13 protein-coding genes are annotated in these 16,231 nt (G+C 35.8%); 10 read left to right on the top strand and 3 right to left on the bottom strand.

Features of this window, described 5'->3' with window-relative positions; genetic code table 11:
• Positions 1 to 34 precede the first annotated feature (34 nt).
• From fabG to GQN54_RS07305, 5 genes are all read left to right on the top strand, one after another.
• Positions 35 to 781 (top strand): 3-oxoacyl-[acyl-carrier-protein] reductase, encoded by a 747-nt coding sequence (gene fabG / locus GQN54_RS07325; protein ID WP_160632881.1) that lies wholly within the window; start codon positions 35 to 37, stop codon positions 779 to 781.
• Positions 782 to 856: 75 nt separating this feature from the next.
• Entirely contained in the window at positions 857 to 2,890 is a 2,034-nt protein-coding gene (locus GQN54_RS07320) for a hypothetical protein (RefSeq protein WP_160632880.1), read from the top strand.
• Positions 2,891 to 2,901: 11 nt separating this feature from the next.
• Positions 2,902 to 4,470, top strand: a complete 1,569-nt coding sequence (locus tag GQN54_RS07315) for a serine hydrolase (RefSeq protein WP_160632879.1) — start codon at positions 2,902 to 2,904, stop codon at positions 4,468 to 4,470.
• Between the two features lie 39 nt (positions 4,471 to 4,509).
• The gene (locus GQN54_RS07310; RefSeq protein WP_160632878.1) at positions 4,510 to 6,288 is read left to right on the top strand and encodes an ArnT family glycosyltransferase; all 1,779 of its coding nucleotides are present in this window, start codon (positions 4,510 to 4,512) and stop codon (positions 6,286 to 6,288) included.
• On the top strand, positions 6,289 to 6,873 hold the full coding sequence (locus GQN54_RS07305; RefSeq protein WP_160632877.1) for a thioredoxin-like domain-containing protein: 585 nt from the start codon (positions 6,289 to 6,291) through the stop codon (positions 6,871 to 6,873). It abuts the gene before it with no gap.
• Here the strand turns inward: GQN54_RS07305 and GQN54_RS07300 are convergent, their stop codons facing one another.
• Positions 6,874 to 8,730 carry a T9SS type A sorting domain-containing protein gene (locus GQN54_RS07300; RefSeq protein ID WP_160632876.1) on the bottom strand — a complete coding sequence of 619 codons (1,857 nt, stop codon included), beginning with the start codon at positions 8,728 to 8,730 and terminating at the stop codon, positions 6,874 to 6,876. It abuts the gene before it with no gap.
• 72 nt (positions 8,731 to 8,802) lie between these two features.
• Positions 8,803 to 9,303, bottom strand: coding sequence for a peptide-methionine (R)-S-oxide reductase MsrB (gene msrB, locus GQN54_RS07295; protein ID WP_160632875.1), 501 nt, complete (start codon positions 9,301 to 9,303; stop codon positions 8,803 to 8,805).
• Positions 9,304 to 9,406: 103 nt separating this feature from the next.
• Here msrB and GQN54_RS07290 point away from each other — a divergent pair, with 103 nt between their 5' ends.
• From GQN54_RS07290 to GQN54_RS07280, 3 genes are read left to right on the top strand one after another with little or no spacing between them, the layout of a single operon-like run.
• Positions 9,407 to 11,536, top strand: a complete 2,130-nt coding sequence (locus GQN54_RS07290; RefSeq protein ID WP_160632874.1) for a Tex family protein — start codon at positions 9,407 to 9,409, stop codon at positions 11,534 to 11,536.
• The gene (locus tag GQN54_RS07285) at positions 11,533 to 12,120 is read left to right on the top strand and encodes a hypothetical protein (RefSeq protein ID WP_160632873.1); all 588 of its coding nucleotides are present in this window, start codon (positions 11,533 to 11,535) and stop codon (positions 12,118 to 12,120) included. The genes GQN54_RS07290 and GQN54_RS07285 overlap by 4 nt, the downstream gene beginning before the upstream one ends.
• Positions 12,086 to 12,532 carry a YybH family protein gene (locus GQN54_RS07280; RefSeq protein ID WP_160632872.1) on the top strand — a complete coding sequence of 149 codons (447 nt, stop codon included), beginning with the start codon at positions 12,086 to 12,088 and terminating at the stop codon, positions 12,530 to 12,532. The genes GQN54_RS07285 and GQN54_RS07280 overlap by 35 nt, the downstream gene beginning before the upstream one ends.
• A 64-nt stretch (positions 12,533 to 12,596) precedes the next feature.
• Here GQN54_RS07280 and GQN54_RS07275 read toward each other — a convergent pair whose 3' ends face one another.
• Positions 12,597 to 13,190: a YceI family protein gene (locus tag GQN54_RS07275; RefSeq protein WP_160632871.1), complete on the bottom strand. Its 594-nt coding sequence runs from the start codon at positions 13,188 to 13,190 to the stop codon at positions 12,597 to 12,599.
• A gap of 186 nt (positions 13,191 to 13,376) precedes the next feature.
• Between GQN54_RS07275 and GQN54_RS07270 the strand changes: the two genes are divergently transcribed.
• Both GQN54_RS07270 and dinB read left to right on the top strand, forming a co-directional pair.
• Positions 13,377 to 15,146: a MutS-related protein gene (locus tag GQN54_RS07270; RefSeq protein ID WP_160632870.1), complete on the top strand. Its 1,770-nt coding sequence runs from the start codon at positions 13,377 to 13,379 to the stop codon at positions 15,144 to 15,146.
• Complete coding sequence (gene dinB, locus GQN54_RS07265) at positions 15,139 to 16,227, top strand: DNA polymerase IV (RefSeq protein ID WP_262885861.1); 1,089 nt, start codon at positions 15,139 to 15,141, stop codon at positions 16,225 to 16,227. Before GQN54_RS07270 ends, dinB begins: the two co-directional genes overlap by 8 nt.
• The last annotated feature ends 4 nt before the right edge of the window (positions 16,228 to 16,231 follow it).

Raw genomic sequence — 16,231 nt, 5'->3', positions numbered from 1 at the left:
ATTTGGTAGTTCGAATTCGATTAATACAACATACATGAAATTATTAGAAGGAAAGGTAGCCTTAATCACAGGAGCTACAAGAGGAATAGGAAAAGGAGTAGCGGTAAAGTTTGCTGAGCAAGGTGCTCAAGTGGCTTTTACATATGTGTCATCTCCTGACAGAGCAGCAGAAGTAGAAAAAGAATTGGCTGCTTTTGGTGTAAAAGCAAAAGGTTATCAGTCTGATGCTGCAGATTATGCACAAGCAGAAAAATTGATCAATGATGTCGTTGCAGAATTTGGAACGATTGATATCGTGGTGAACAACGCAGGAATTACACGTGATGGTTTGTTGATGAGAATGTCTGAAGAGAACTTCCAGCAAGTAATCGATGTGAATTTAAAATCAGTATTCAATATTACAAAGCATGTTCAGCGCACCATGTTGAAACAACGTTCTGGCTCTATTATCAACATGAGTTCAGTAGTTGGAGTAAATGGAAATGCAGGACAATCGAACTATGCCGCTTCTAAAGCAGGAATTATTGGATTCACTAAATCTATCGCGAAAGAGTTGGGTTCTAGAAATATCCGATGCAATGCCATTGCTCCAGGATTCATCGCTACAGAAATGACAGCAGAATTAGGAGAAGATGTGATGCAAGGTTGGTTAAAAGGTATTCCGTTGGGTCGTCCGGGTGAAACTGAAGATGTAGCCAACGTTTGTTTGTTCTTGGCGTCTGATTTATCTGCATACGTTTCTGGGCAAACCATCAATGTATGTGGCGCAATGCTGACTTAATAAGCACCTAAATAAGATCTTATAGTGGATTTTTCTATCATTACAAAATACCCCCTTTGGTTTATTCTTTTTTGCTTGACCTTAGGGGGTATTTATGCTTTTATTCTGTATTGGAACAATAAGAAACATAGTGAATTTGTCGGATGGCAAGTGAAGGGATTGGCCGCACTTCGTTTTGTAGCGGTATCTGTGTTGGCTTTTTTACTGTTGTCTCCTTACATCAAACATTTGGAGCGAGAAGTGGAGCCACCAATTGTGCTTTTTGCGCAAGATAACTCTCAAAGTATATTATTAAATAAAGATTCTAGTTTTTACAAGACCGACTATTTAGCTCAACTTGAAGAGTTAAAAAAGCAGTTGAGTGAAAATTATGAAGTAAAAGCCTACACCTTTGGCAATGAATTGGAAGAGGGTGGAACCATTGATTACACTGCACCACAAACCGATATTTCCAAGGTTATCGATGACATTGAAAATCGCTATAGCAATAGAAATGTAGGCGCATTAATATTGGCTTCCGATGGTATCTACAATACGGGGTCAAATCCATTGTTTGTTTCGTCTAATTTTAATTTCCCGATTTATTCTGTAATTCTAGGAGATACGAGCATCAATAAAGACCTATTGCTAAGTAAAGTTGTTGCCAATAAAATTGCTTTTAAAGGAAACCAATTTCCAATATCGGTTGCGGTAAACGCACAAAAGTTAAACGGCTCTAAAACGACATTAAACGTTTCACACAATGGAAAAGTAGTATTCTCCGATGTGTTGACTATAAAAACAGCAGACTATTTCAAAGAGTTGCCAATTTTACTTGAAGCTACGGCCGTAGGTCTGCAAAAGTATACGGTTACATTATCCGAAGTTGCAGGAGAAATGAGCACGGTGAACAATAGTAAATCGATCTATATTGATGTACTAGATGGAAAGGAAAAGATTTTGATCTTGGCCAATGCTCCACACCCTGATGTGGCAGCCATCAAACGAAACGTTGAGCTCAATCAAAATTACGAAGTCGATGTGCAGTTGATATCTAATTTTAAAGGAAACTCAGCACCATATAATTTGATTATTTATCATGGGATTCCAAACAGCGCAGCTCAGTCGGCTCGAATTAAATCAGAGCTGAATAATAAGTCTGCTTTGTTCGTTATTAGTAATCAGACTTCAACTGCTTTGGTCAACGAGCTGAAGTTAGGCGTTACCATAGAGTCTAGAGGAAAACAAACCAATGAAGTGACAGGTGTGTTGAATCCAACATTTCCACTATTCAAAATAGAAGAGTCTACAGGGAAGCAATTATCATATTTCCCACCTTTAGCTGCTCCTTTTGGTAATGTGGTTATTACGAAACCATCGTTTACACTACTCAATCAAAAGATTTCTAAAGTAGAAACTCAAACACCGTTGTGGTTTTTTATTCAAGATGAAAGTCAGAAATGGGGCTTTATTTTGGGTGAAGGTTTGTGGAGATGGAGTTTGTCAGATTATGAACGAAATCAGACAACGGCTAATTTTCAAGAATTGTTGGGAAAGACAGTTCAATATTTGTCATTGAAAGTAGATAAAAGTCTGTTTAGGGTGACTACTAAAAATGACTTTTTGGCCAACGAAGATGTTGTTTTTGATGCAGAATTGTATAATGAAAGTTATGAATTGGTCAACGATGCTGAGGTAAGCATTGTCCTAAAGAATCAAGACGGCCGAGAATATCCATTTAGTTATAGCCCCACTAACCAAAAGTATTATTTAAATGCAGGTAAGCTAGAAGTTGGGGAATATAGTTATATCGCCACTGTAAATTATGCGGGAAAGGCATTAAAAGAAACTGGTACTTTGTCTGTATTGCCGATTGATGTTGAGGGGAATAATCTGCAAGCTAATTTTGGATTAATGCAAGAATTGAGTCGTCAGGGTGGTGGCACCGTGTATTTTCCGAATCAAATGGAAGAAATAATGAATGAGCTAGATTCGAGGGAAGATATTACATCAGTTTCCTACTCACAGATAAAACTCTCAGAGTTGATAAATTTAAAATGGATTTTCTTTTTAATTTTAGGTTTACTCGCCTTAGAGTGGTTAGTTAGAAAGAGAAATGGATCGTATTAAACATAAATAAAATGATAAAGAAAATAAGTATTGCGCTAGTATTTAGTTTTTTAAGTGTTGTTTCGGTAGCACAAGTTGCAAGAGAAAGAGTAGAAGATGCGCCTATCGATAGAAACCCGAGTCAGGTTGTAAAGGGTGAATATGCTGAATTGGATGCCTACATTAGAGAGGCATTTAAAAATTACGGTATTGCAGGTATGACAGTAGCGATTGTAAAAGATCAGCAAATTGTTTTTCAAAATGCTTATGGTTTGAAAAATAAAGAAACCAACACTCCAATGGATGTGAATGCTGTTTTCGGGATTGCATCTTTGAGTAAAGCGTTTACCGCTGCAGCGATTGGAATGTTAGTTGACGAAGGCAAATTGAAATGGGACGATAAAGTGGTGGATATATTGCCCTCCTTTAAATTGTATGATGATTATGCGACTCAAAATTTTACAGTTGAAGATTTGCTAGCTCACCGTTCTGGTTATAATACTTTCGACGGAGATTTATTGTGGTACGGTACGGACTATTCTCGTGCAGAAATCATGAGTAGAATCTCCAAGTTGCCAAACAAAACATCTTTCAGAAAAGAATACGGGTACAACAACATCATGTTTATTGTTGCAGGAGAAGTAGTAGCCAAAGTGAGTGGTATGAGTTGGGACAAATTTATTGAGACTCGATTCTTCGGGCCTTTACAAATGACCACTTCTAAAACATCCACCAATCAGTTTACTAAAGCAGATAATTTAGCGATTCCCCATGTGAAAGGAACGGCATCTTTGTTTTTGAATTACGATAATTCGGGTGGCGCTGCTGCTTTAAATTCTAGTGTGATGGATTTAAGTAATTGGTTGAAAATGTGGATTAATAATGGGATTTTTAACGGGGATACTTTATTGAAATCAAAAACGGTACGGCACATCCTTTCGTTGCAAACTCCACAGTCAGTTTCTAGTTTTGAAGAGTCAAACGGTATTCACTTTAAAGGTTATGGATTAGGTTGGTTCTTGTTCGATTACCAAGGTAAAAAGGTTGCTCATCACGGTGGTGGATTACCAGGATTTATCTCTAAAATAGGATTTGTTCCTGAAGAGAATTTAGGTTTTGTGATTTTAACAAATGACGAATCTTCTCTACCAGCAGCTTTGATGTATAAAATATTGGATGAATTTTTAGAAACGAAAGATGCGAAGGATTGGGCTGATTTGTATTTGGGTTTTTCTAAACGATATGAGGAAAGATTAGAGAAGGAAAGGCTAGAGAAAATTGAAGCAAGAAACAAGAAATTAAAACCATCTTTAAATTTAGAACAATATGCAGGTACTTATGAAGATAAAATGTATGGTAAAGCCATTGTAACTTTTGAGAAAAAGAGCCTTAAACTTACTCTAGTTCCTGCCAAACAATTGTTCAACAGTGAAATGTTGCCTTGGGAAGGAGATGTTTTCCAAATCAAGTTTAAAGATGGATTCCTACCGGAAGGCTATGTTAAATTTGATGTTAAAGAAGGGATGGTTAAAGGATTTACTATAGACCTACCTAACCCTGACTTTCACTTTTATCATTTGAATTTTTTAAAGGTAAAGTAGCTGTCGAAATGAAAAGTAATAAAAAGTAAGTCCGATAGAATGGAGAAGCAAAAAAATATAATTGATCGTTTCGCTGTTCATTCAATTTTTGTCTTACTCTTCATCTATGTAATATTAAGAGCAGTTCTTGTTTTTTATGTCAATGATGAAATCATGACTAAAAATGGGTACATGATTGATTGGAATTTTTTGCCTTTTACAGGATATGTAGACGCAAATAACCATTTTTTATTAAGTTTTTTAGGCGGACTTTTTTATAGAATTTTTAATTCAGAATCTATTTGGGTATTCAGGCTACCAAGCATCTTCGCATTTCCTTTATTTTATTATTCATTGGCAGGGTTTGGGAAATATTTAAAATCGAAATGGAGTACTTTATTTCTTATTTTAAGTATCTGTTTAACCAGCTTTTTTCTGGAGTTTTTTAGTATAGCAAGGGGGTATGGTTTATCATTTTCATTCATGACTTTTGCTTTACTACAAACGACCTATTATTTTGAAGAGAAAAAAACACGAAATATTGGATTGGCTTTATTAGGATGGGTTTTTGCCATTTATTCTAATTTATCTTTATTGCCTTTAGCCTTGTTTGGCATCCTCATTCTACTTGTGTTTAGTATTCGCAGAAATCAAAAATGGGGAGTGGGATTTATCCTTTTTTCCTTGTTGCCCATTGCTCTTGCAATAATGTACTCTTTTCATTTACAGAAAGTAGGTAAGCTATATTTAGGAGCAGATTCTGATTTTTATGTCACAACCATTCACTCATTAACAGAACTAATGTGGCATACTGGAAGCAGTTGGATAGATGGTGCATTAACCTTGGTATTTTTGGCAATTTGCACTCAGCTATTGTTTTCAATTTTAAATGAGAGGAATCCATTTTCGAGTAAAAATATATTTCAAACTTTCCTAATTGTAGGAGTCCTCGGTGTTTTAATGCAAAATCTAATTTTTGGAATATTTTATCCTGAAAATAGAGCTGCCGCATATTTTGTGTTTCTATTTTTTGGGAGTTTAACTTTTATAATTGATCAATATTCTTGGCGATTCTTATATATTCCGGTGTTTGGAATTACATTATTCTTTTTCGTGGTGAATTTTAATTTTACTCATACAAAGATTTATTATTATGAACATTTTGATGAAGAACTATTAAGCTTAGTCCCTGATGAAGTCAACGGAACTCCTCCGGCAACGGGAGCGAGATTTTGGCAGTTGGACGATGAATTATCTAAAAGGAATGGATATCCTATTCGTGCGTTTCAACTAGCTCGATCGGAAGAAGATACGTTATTAGATTACATTATTCAGTTAGAGGAGTTAAGACCTAATATTCGAGAGAAGTATCATGAACTTCATGTAGATTCAATTTCTCAATTAACTCTTTTTGAAAGAAATAAGTTTTTGCCTAGACGAAAAATAAAAGAGTATACCTTACAATTTGATGGAAACAATATGTTTTATGATTTGACTCCCACTTTGAGGCAGAGCCCAATCTTCGTAAGATGTATAGGTAGTTTTACAAATATGAACATCGAAAAGACGCATCAAATTATTTTCTCAGTAGAAGATTCTGTAACTCATGAAGTATATAGCTATGGAGGAGTGGGGCCGTTGACTTCTGCAAAAATAGCACCTGACAAATCGATAAAGTTTGACTTTGTATACACAATTAATGAATTTCCTTCTTCAGCTATCTTGAAAACTTATATATTTAACCCTCGAGAGGATACAATCAGTGGTAATATCAAAACAGAAGTATATGAAATTATTGGTCATACAACAAGTAGAAATCTCTACCAAAATGAAATATAAATGCCAGTGTCATTGATGAAAATAATTGTTTCAGTCTTTTTTATTTTATTTTCTACTCCTTGGTTATTAGCTCAAAATGGAAGTGGATTCTCATCCAATAATGAAAAGAAGGTTGGGATGATGCAACAAGCATTAAACGGAGAATTTCTATTGCCTTTCAGAATGATAAACTTAGACGCTGATGATATCGATTTTGCAGAATTTTATGGAAAAACAGTAGTCATTAATGTATGGTCAACTTGGTCGAAACCGGCTGTAAATTTGATTCATTCTTTTGATTCCATCAGTAAAACTTTGGCAAATGATTCATTGGTGTTTATAAAAATATCCGTAGACCATAATTTAGATGATTGGTTTACCTATAGCGATACATTACCTTTATCTAATAATCACTATTGGGTAGGAGATAGCTATAGAAATTCCATCATGTGGTTTACTTTAGAATCAGTTGAGCTATCTCAAACTGAAAATATTATTGTTTCAAATCTTCCAAAGTTTGTGATAATAAGACCTGATGGAAGTATAAAAAATAACAATGCTAGTGCTCCTAACTTACCTGATTTTGTGGTTGAAGTTTTGGAGTAGTTACTCTTTCACTAATCTTCTTATTGTACTATTGTTTTTCTGATTCACCTCTACGATGTAGACTCCCGGTTTTAAATGTGAAATATCAATGCTATTGGATACACCATTTTGAGAACCATAATAAATTAAATTACCGAACAAATCTTTAATATTGATTAGTGCTTCATGCTGATCTATTTCAATTATTATTTCATTCTTAGCAGGATTAGGATAAATTCTAACTACACTACTTTTTTCTCTATTAATAGCTTGCATCCCGTGGGTTGTAGACTTACCATTAAAGTCGGTTTGTCTTAATCGATAATAAGAGGTTCCATTATATGGACTCCAGTCAATTTTTGAATAGTATCTTTCCGTGGTTGAGTTTCCTTGACCTTTTTCAGTAATTAAAGTCTCCCAGTTTTTTCCATCTATTGATCTTTCTACAGTGAAAAAATCATTATTGATCTCAGTAAAGGTCTTCCATTCAAGTAATACGCTATTTACTTTTTTTATTGCATTGAAATAATCCAATTGAATTGGTAATGGTCCAGTCGCTGCTTCATCTATAATGCCAGTATCGCTAGCGCCAGTTCCACCGCCAGAGGTAGTGCTATTACATGGAGAAGAATTATTATCGCAGCCTCCATTTCCGTTTTGTGTCTGAGTTGTAGTGTTTGTTGTTGGTTGGGTTATGGAATAAATCACTGTACCTTGGCCACCACCACCTCCGCCACCATGAGCATTGCCGGTATTTGAAATTCCACCATTTCCACCATTTGCTCTAACGAGAACCTCACAAGTAGCGGCAATATTCCAAGAATTCACTTGAATCACTATAGATCCACCTGCCCCAGCACCACCGGCTCCATCATTTCCGGCATTACTCGAATTTTGACCATTTGCGCTTATTGTACGTTGACCGCAGCTTCCTGTGGTTACGATTTCATTAGCACGAATGATAATAATTCCACCACCTCTTCCACCATCAGTTGCAACGGCGTTATTTCCTTCACCACCACCACCGCCGCCTCCCATAAAGATTCTAGATGCTCCGATATGTGCACTAAGTCCAATTCCGCCTAATCCACCTGCAGAATTAGGTGCGGTACAGTTCCATCCTCTTCCACCATTGCCTCCTGCTGAGTAGTTTCCGCCGCCACCGCCACCGCCGTTGTGTTCGTTTCCGCCGCCGCCACCATTAAGAATTTTACCTTTACCTTCTTCATAAGTAGTATTAGTGTTTAAATAAATACCTTCTCCTTTTCCAGCGAATGCACCTGAAGCAGCTGAGCGGTATGTGGTGTTGTCGCAATTTCCTGCATTATTATCATCTCTAGCTCCACCTCTAAACCCACTGTTATCTGCATTGATATTGTGAGCTAAGGTAAAAGTTCCTAAAACTTCGAATGCGCTAACTCCACCGATATTCCCATTCCAATTTCTAGTGGTCATATTTGCAGTGGTTGTATAATCAGGACTTCCTAAAGTGGGGAAAGAGATTAATTGAACTCTTGAATTTGTTCCAGTGTTGTAAGTGTTAGTAAGCGAAGTGGATACGGTGATTGAAATGGGAGTTCCACTAGATTCAGTAATCCCCGAAATGGTTCGGATTTCATACAAACCTGCAGACTGAATATTGTTTAGATTTCCGAAAGATGAGTTATTGTTAGTATTGCTACCGATGACGTTATCTTGCATTTGCATGACAATGATTCGTTCACCGATTTCAAATGAATCGTCATTTTCTTCAACGTTGGCTACATTGAATGTAGTACCTGAAATGGATGTTGCTCTAGCAAATGCATTGACTCTTTGAGCGATTACGTTTATAGAAACTAGAAGAACAGTTAGGAGGATGCTAATTTTTTTAATCATGATGGGTTAAGAGTTTTCTTAATAATTGGTAGTTATTAAGCAGTCGTTAAGGGAATGTAGTGTAGTTGTTTTTTATTTTCTTGGGACAAAGTCTAGAACTAGGGAGTTAATACAGTACCTTAATCCAGTTGGGTCTGGTCCATCGTCAAAAACATGACCAAGGTGAGCTTTACATCTAGAGCATTCAACTTCAGATCTTATAATACCTAGGCTTTTGTCTACGGACTCTTCGATACTCTCATTAGAGTAAACGTCATAAAAGCTCGGCCAACCTGTTCCTGATTTAAATTTAGTTCTAGAATCAAATAGTGGGTTTCCGCATAAGGCACAAGTAAAAATACCATCGGCCTTAAAATTATTATACTTTCCTGTAAATGGGCGTTCGGTGCCTTCTTCTATAGCGATGTTATAGACTTCAGGTGATAGTAATTTTTTGTATTCTGCTTTGGTTAAAACTGGCTTAAGTTTAATTTCTTGATTATTTTGATCTTCTAACTGGTGAGCGTCTTGTGCACAAGAACTTAAACTTAAGAAAAGGCCGATTAAAAGTGCTAGAGAATATATTTTCTTCATATGAATGAGTTTTGAAAAGATGCTGTAGTGTAGATTTTAAACCATTAAATTAGCACTCTTGTTCAAATATTCTACGTAAACGAAACTTAAAAGTTCTATTTAAATGGAAATTAATTTAATAACCTATATTGTTCAAAAGACGGGTTTACCAAAGGATTCAGTTCAGTCGACTGTTCAATTATTGGAGGAGGGATCTACAATTCCATTTATTGCCAGGTATAGAAAGGAGTGGTCAGGAAATTTAGATGAAGTTGAGATTGAAAATATTCAAAATGAAAAAAGTCGTTATGAAGAGTTGGAGAAAAGAAAATCAGCTATATTAAAAGCCATTGCTGAACAAGAACAGTTAACAGACCAGTTAAGAGAAAAAATTGTAAACTGTACTGATTTAACTGAGCTGGAGGATATTTATCTTCCATATAAGCAAAAGCGCACAACCAAAGGGTCTGTGGCAAAAGACAAAGGATTGGAACCGTTAGCCAAAATGATGATGGCTCAAAATCTTAATTCATTAGAGGAAACTTCTGAAAGATTTCTAAATGATAAAGTTCAGACAATAGAAGAAGCACTTTCAGGCGCAAGAGATATAATAGCGGAATGGCTAAACGAGAATGAGTATATCCGTCGTAATATCCGTTGGATGTTTGAAAAAGGAGCGATTATTTCTTCAAAACTGATAAAAGGTAAAGAAGTTGAGGGAGAGAAGTTTAAAGATTATTTTAAATGGGAAGAGCCGTTGAAGCGAATTCCCTCACATCGATTTTTAGCAATTTCTCGTGGAGAAAGCGAAGGATTTTTAAGAGTAAAGATTTCTATAGAGGAAGAGAAAGCATTGACCAAAATTGAGCAAGCTTTTATTAAAACCAATAATCGAGAATTAAAAGAGCAGCTGCAAATTGCTGCGAAAGACAGTTACAAACGATTGATCAGTTCTTCAATAGAAACAGAATTCAAAAAAGCGTATAAGGAAAAGTCGGATTTGGAAGCTATTGATGTTTTTGCAAAGAATTTAAAACAGTTATTGTTGGCGCCACCATTGGGACAAAAGAATGTATTGGCCATAGATCCTGGTTTTAGGACTGGCTGTAAAGTGGTTTGTCTAAATGATTTAGGTGACATTGTTTACAACGAAACGATTTATCCGCATCCTCCGCAAAACGAAAGTGCGATGGCAGCTAAAAAAATCAATACCATTGTAAGTCGATATAAAATTGAAGCCATAGCAATTGGAAACGGAACAGCAGGAAGAGAAACAGAGCGTTTTATTCAAAAGATGCGATTCAACGAGGCCGTTGAAGTCTATGTAGTAAATGAAAATGGGGCTTCAATTTATTCCGCATCAAAAATAGCTAGAGAAGAATTTCCTCAATATGATGTGACTGTTAGAGGTGCAATTTCGATTGGAAGGAGGTTGATGGATCCTTTAGCTGAATTAGTGAAAATTGATGCCAAATCTATAGGTGTAGGTCAATACCAGCACGATGTTGATCAAAAATTACTCAAACAATCGTTGGATAGAGTTGTGGAAAGTGCTGTAAATAGGGTGGGAGTGAATGTCAACTCTGCTTCTCAACACCTATTGCAATATATATCTGGTTTAGGCCCGCAATTGGCTCAACGCATTGTGGATTATCGAACTGATAATGGATCTTTTACAAATAGGAAAGAATTACTGAAAGTGAAAGGTATGGGAGCAAAATCATATGAACAGTCGGCAGGTTTTTTACGAATTATAGATGGGGATAATCCTTTGGACAATTCTGCGGTTCACCCAGAGCGTTATGATTTAGTCAAAAGGATGGCCAAGTCTGTTGGTGTTTCTGTAGATGAGTTAGTTAGGAATGAGAAAGCAATTGATCAAATAGACTTTCAAAAATTTATTACTACCGAAATTGGTATGCCGACATTGAATGATTTAAAGGAGGAGTTGAAAAAACCGGCAAGAGATCCACGAAAGGGAATTAAATTATTTGAATTTGATAAAAATGTCAGTAAAATCTCAGACTTGGAGGTTGGGATGGTGTTACCAGGAATCGTTACCAATATTACCAACTTTGGTGCTTTTGTTGACGTTGGTGTGAAGCAGGACGGTTTGGTGCATATATCTCATTTAGCCAATCATTTTGTCGCTAATCCTAATGAAGTGGTTAACCTTCAACAGACTGTGAAAGTGAAAGTACTTGAAGTAGATGAGTCAAGAAAAAGAATTCAACTAAGTATGAAGGAAGTATGAGAACATCGATAGTTTTGTTTTTATTTTTTTTGTCTTTTCGAGGTTTTGCTCAATTGGATGAGGTCATTTATCAACCCACTTTTGAATTTAATCAAGGAGTTTATTTAACGTTTGATGAATTTAAAAATAATCAACCGAGTATCACTCAAGGATTGCAAAGAAAAGGAGAATCCATTTTAATTTATGATGATTCATTGAAAGAGTATTTTCCATTAAACCCCGATAGAGTTTGGGGGTATTCTACTGGTAGAGGGATTTATATTTCTGCTGAAGGTGATTTTAATCGGTTAATTACTATTGGGGCTTTCTCCCATTTCGCGGCTTATGTTAAAACAATTAGTTATAGAATTGATCCGTATGGGTTTCAATCTCCAATGGAAAGCCAGACACTTGTTCAATTCTTACTAAATTTTGATAATGGTAAGGTATTTACTTTTTCTGCGAAGAATGCAGAGCCGATTTTTCAAAAAGATCCTTCTTTATGGAATGAATACAAAAAATATAAAGGTAAAAAGGAAGAACGTTTATTCATTTTTTTAAGAAAGTATAATGAGAGATATCCTATCTATTTCCCGATTAATTAGTGGAGTTATTATTTTAATTACGATTGGTTGCAGTGCTCCATCAAAAAGTGATACCCAATATATCATTAATGAACTTATGAAGAAGCAAGAGGTTTGTTGGTCTTCAGGAGATCTGGAATGCTTTATGGAACCTTATTGGCATTCTGATTCATTGAAATTTATCGGACGCAAAGGACTGACTTACGGTTGGCAAAAAACATTAGAGAATTATAAGAAATCCTATCCTACCGCAGCGGACATGGGGAAACTTACTTTTACTAATCTCTACATTGAGCAATTGAGTACAGATTATGTCAGCGTAATTGGGAAGTGGCATCTGGAACGCTCTATGGGAAACTTAGAAGGGCATTACAGTTTACTTTGGAAACGAATGGGTGGACAATGGAAGATAATAAGTGATCATTCTTCATAAAAAAACCGCCGCTTCTAAACATAAGAAACGGCGGGTAACCTAAAATCAACCTATATGAAAAGTCTTAGCTTTTTGCTCCTAATTTGAATTTTACTGTAAAGTCATCATAGATCATTTTGTCTCCTAGGCCCTCAAAGAATTGTCCTGAACCATACTTGATATCATATTTAGTTCTGTTTACATCTACAGTTCCAATTGCAACCAATTTGTTGTTTTCCATTTTGATAACAGCTGTAAAAGTTGTCGGATGTGTAATTCCTTTAATGGTTAAATCGCCATTTACCTCATAAGTATCTTGACCCTCAATTTTCTTTACACTTTTAATTTTTAGTGTAGATGCAGTGTGTTTTTCCACACTGAAGAAATCGTCTGATTTCAAGTGACCTTCTAATTTGCCTTTGTATTCGCCTTCTAAATCTGTACAGTTAATTGTTGTCATGTCAAACTGAATAGTTCCAGATTTGATCATATTGTTTTCAACTACTATTGAACCTTCTTTAACAGCTATAGTTCCAGTGTGTTCACCAGTTACTTTTTTACCTGTCCACTCTAGGTTGGATAACTTGTTGTCTACTTTATACGTGTTTTTTTCTCCATTTCCCGCAAAAGTTAATGCAGCGATGGCTAATGCCATAGTTGATAATACAATCTTTTTCATTTTTCTTTAGTTTAAATTTGATGATGCAAATATATGTATATACATTAAATGTAGGTACAAATATATTTTGAAAAATTGTTAATTTTTTACAACATGTTAAAAATTAGGTAATTGATTTTAAAATTAAATTGGTTATTCTAATCAAAATGTACCCAATTCCGATAAAAAGAAGGAAATTTACAGCCTATGAATTCACTATCGACCTTTTACAATCACCGAAAAAATCAGTTTGAATCTGAACTTACACAGTTGCGAAATCGTTCAAGGATAATAACAGTTATAAGAGTATTAAGTTTTGCTTCAGCTTTTTTGTTGCTTTATTTGTTTTTCGAAGACGCCCTATTGGCAATGTTTGGTTTTATAGTTCCACTTATTGTTTTTGCAATAGCTGTGAAACGAGCAGGGCAATTGAATGATGAAATCGATCAAGTACAACATTTAATTGCTATCCAAGAAAATGAATTGTCTGCGCTAGAATACGACTTCTCGTCTAATGAAAACGGGATTGAATTTTCAGAAATGAATCATCAATATGCTGCAGATTTTGGAATATTAGGTCGTGGTTCAATATTTCAATTGCTCAATAGGACGGTTACAAAAGGAGGGGCGAGAAAATTGGCAAATGAACTATTACAACTAGAATTGAATGTGGATGTCTTAAATCAAAGACAATTAGCAGTGAAGGAATTGGCTGATAAAACCGAATGGCAACATCAGTTTAGGGCTAATAAGCGCAATGTTTCGAATAAAGAATCAATAGCGTTTCCTGCAATTCAGGTTTTTTCAAATCGATTTTATAAAGCACTTTACTATGTGATCCCAATAATGGTATTTGGAGTTACGTTGGGATATATTTTTGATGGTATTGGCGTAAATTATTTAACCTATTCCCTAATTGCGGCATTATTGTTTACTGGCACTTTTTTAAAGAAGACAACAGAGGTCGCAAAATTAGCTGAAGACTTATTGAGGGATGTATCTTCATACACCGCCTATATTAAGTTAATTGAAGAAGAACGTTTCGATGAAAAGTTAAATCAGGAAGCACAAGGCAAATTAAAAGGAAAAACTCCTGCATCTGAAGCTTTAAATCAATTGAAGTCGATTTTGAATGCCTTTGATAACAGGAATAACATGATAATGGGTATCATATTGAATGCCTTTTTGTTGTGGGATGTTCGATGTTTATTGCGTTTTTCCAATTGGCAAGCTGTTTATGGAGAAAGCCTACATAACTGGTTGTCGGCTATTTATGAGATAGATGCACGAATATCATTGGGGAATTATGTGTTTAATAATCCTGAAAATCATTTTCCAAAATATGTAAAGCAAGAAGAGTTTTTTTACGAGGCAGAAATGCTCTCGCATCCGATGTTGAAGCCAAGTGTTAGAGTGCCTAATAGTTTATTGATTGATGGATGGAATCAAATTGATATTGTGACTGGTGCGAATATGGCTGGGAAAAGTACTTTCTTGAGGACAATAGGAGTGAGCATGGTGATGGGCACACTTGGAGTGAATTTGCCTGGCATTTTGAAGTATACTCCTGTTGCACTCTTTTCGAGTATGAAAACAGAAGATTCCTTAAATGATAATGAGTCTTACTTTTTTGCTGAATTAAAACGTTTGAAGCAGTTGGTAGATTTATTAGAAAAGGGTCAACCGACGTTTGCAATTCTTGATGAGATTTTAAAAGGAACCAACTCAAGAGATAAGGCCACTGGTTCAGCAGAATTTTTGAAAAAACTATTGCGTTATCCGTTATCGGGGATTATTGCTACTCATGACTTATCCTTGTGTGAATTGAATTTGGTTTACCCGAAAAACATCCAAAATTATGCTTTTGAAGTGGACATGAAAGGTGATGATTTACACTTTGACTACACTTTAAAGAAGGGGATATGCCAAAATATGAATGCTACCTTTCTGTTGAAAAAAATGAATTTAATTGACTGATTCGGAAAATACGCGGAAGATAATTCATATTGACATGGATGCATTTTATGCTTCTGTGGAACAATTGGACAATCCTGAGTTGAAGGGGAAGCCAGTTGCTGTTGGAGGTTCAAGAGAACGAGGAGTGGTGGCTGCGGCAAGCTACGAAGCCCGTCAGTTTGGGGTACATTCCGCTTTGGCCTCTATTATGGCGGCCCGACGATGTCCCAATTTGATTTTCGTAAAGCCACGCTTTGAACGATACAAAGAAGTGTCTCTTCAAATTATGGAAATCTTTAAGAATTACACTGATTTGGTAGAGCCATTATCGTTGGACGAAGCATATTTAGATGTCACAGAGAATAAGAAAAACATCGTTTCAGCGATGAAAATTGCAATGAATATTCGAGCTGATATTTTGGCTGCAACTGGACTGACTGCTTCCGCAGGAGTGAGCTACAATAAGTTTTTAGCAAAGACTGCTTCGGATATTAATAAGCCCGACGGCATGAGTGTAATTCTACCAGAAGAAGGGCAAGCTTTTATCGAACAATTAAAGATTGAAAAATTTCATGGGATCGGTAAAGTAACGGCTGAGAAAATGAAAAAGTTTGGCGTGTTTAATGGAGCTGATTTAAAGAGTAAATCCAGCGAGTGGCTGCACAGGAATTTTGGTAAAGCAGGATTACATTATTATCGAATTGCTCGTGGAATTGATGAAAGAGAAGTTCAGCCGAATCGGGTTAGAAAGTCAATTGGAGCGGAAAATACTTTTGAGAATGATTTAGAAACCGAGCAAGAGTTATTAAAAGCATTGCAACCCATTTGTCAGACCGTGGCGAATCGAACTAAAAAAGCCAAGAATGCTGGAAAAACAGTAAGTTTAAAATTAAAATATGATGACTTCACCATTCAAACTCGATCTAAAACAGTTGGAAGTTACATTTCTAGCTTCAATCACATTTGGGCACTTGCAGTGGAATTATTGCGCACTCCAGAAATTCCCGAAAAGCCGATTCGATTGTTGGGTATTTCACTTTCGAATCTAGAAAAAGAAGAAGTTCGTTACGGAATACAGTTGCGATTTGAATACGAAGAATAATGGT

This window comes from Acidiluteibacter ferrifornacis (genome assembly GCF_009909615.1).
In the GTDB taxonomy this organism is placed as follows: Bacteria; Bacteroidota; Bacteroidia; order Flavobacteriales_E; family Vicingaceae; genus Acidiluteibacter; species Acidiluteibacter ferrifornacis.
The sequence above is the reverse complement of the archived record's forward strand: the minus strand, read 5'-3'. Positions and strand labels throughout refer to the sequence as shown.

What these genes read in the sequence shown, in the direction of transcription:
- GQN54_RS07310 (WP_160632878.1), top strand. Translation starts at nt 4,510, where the DNA reads ATGGAGAAGCAAAAAAATATAATTGATCGTTTCGCTGTTCATTCAATT.
- GQN54_RS07275 (WP_160632871.1), bottom strand. Translation starts at nt 13,190, where the DNA reads ATGAAAAAGATTGTATTATCAACTATGGCATTAGCCATCGCTGCATTA.
- GQN54_RS07315 (WP_160632879.1), top strand. Translation starts at nt 2,902, where the DNA reads ATGATAAAGAAAATAAGTATTGCGCTAGTATTTAGTTTTTTAAGTGTT.
- fabG (WP_160632881.1), top strand. Translation starts at nt 35, where the DNA reads ATGAAATTATTAGAAGGAAAGGTAGCCTTAATCACAGGAGCTACAAGA.
- GQN54_RS07280 (WP_160632872.1), top strand. Translation starts at nt 12,086, where the DNA reads ATGAGAGATATCCTATCTATTTCCCGATTAATTAGTGGAGTTATTATT.
- GQN54_RS07300 (WP_160632876.1), bottom strand. Translation starts at nt 8,730, where the DNA reads ATGATTAAAAAAATTAGCATCCTCCTAACTGTTCTTCTAGTTTCTATA.
- GQN54_RS07285 (WP_160632873.1), top strand. Translation starts at nt 11,533, where the DNA reads ATGAGAACATCGATAGTTTTGTTTTTATTTTTTTTGTCTTTTCGAGGT.
- GQN54_RS07290 (WP_160632874.1), top strand. Translation starts at nt 9,407, where the DNA reads ATGGAAATTAATTTAATAACCTATATTGTTCAAAAGACGGGTTTACCA.
- msrB (WP_160632875.1), bottom strand. Translation starts at nt 9,303, where the DNA reads ATGAAGAAAATATATTCTCTAGCACTTTTAATCGGCCTTTTCTTAAGT.
- GQN54_RS07270 (WP_160632870.1), top strand. Translation starts at nt 13,377, where the DNA reads ATGAATTCACTATCGACCTTTTACAATCACCGAAAAAATCAGTTTGAA.
- GQN54_RS07305 (WP_160632877.1), top strand. Translation starts at nt 6,289, where the DNA reads ATGCCAGTGTCATTGATGAAAATAATTGTTTCAGTCTTTTTTATTTTA.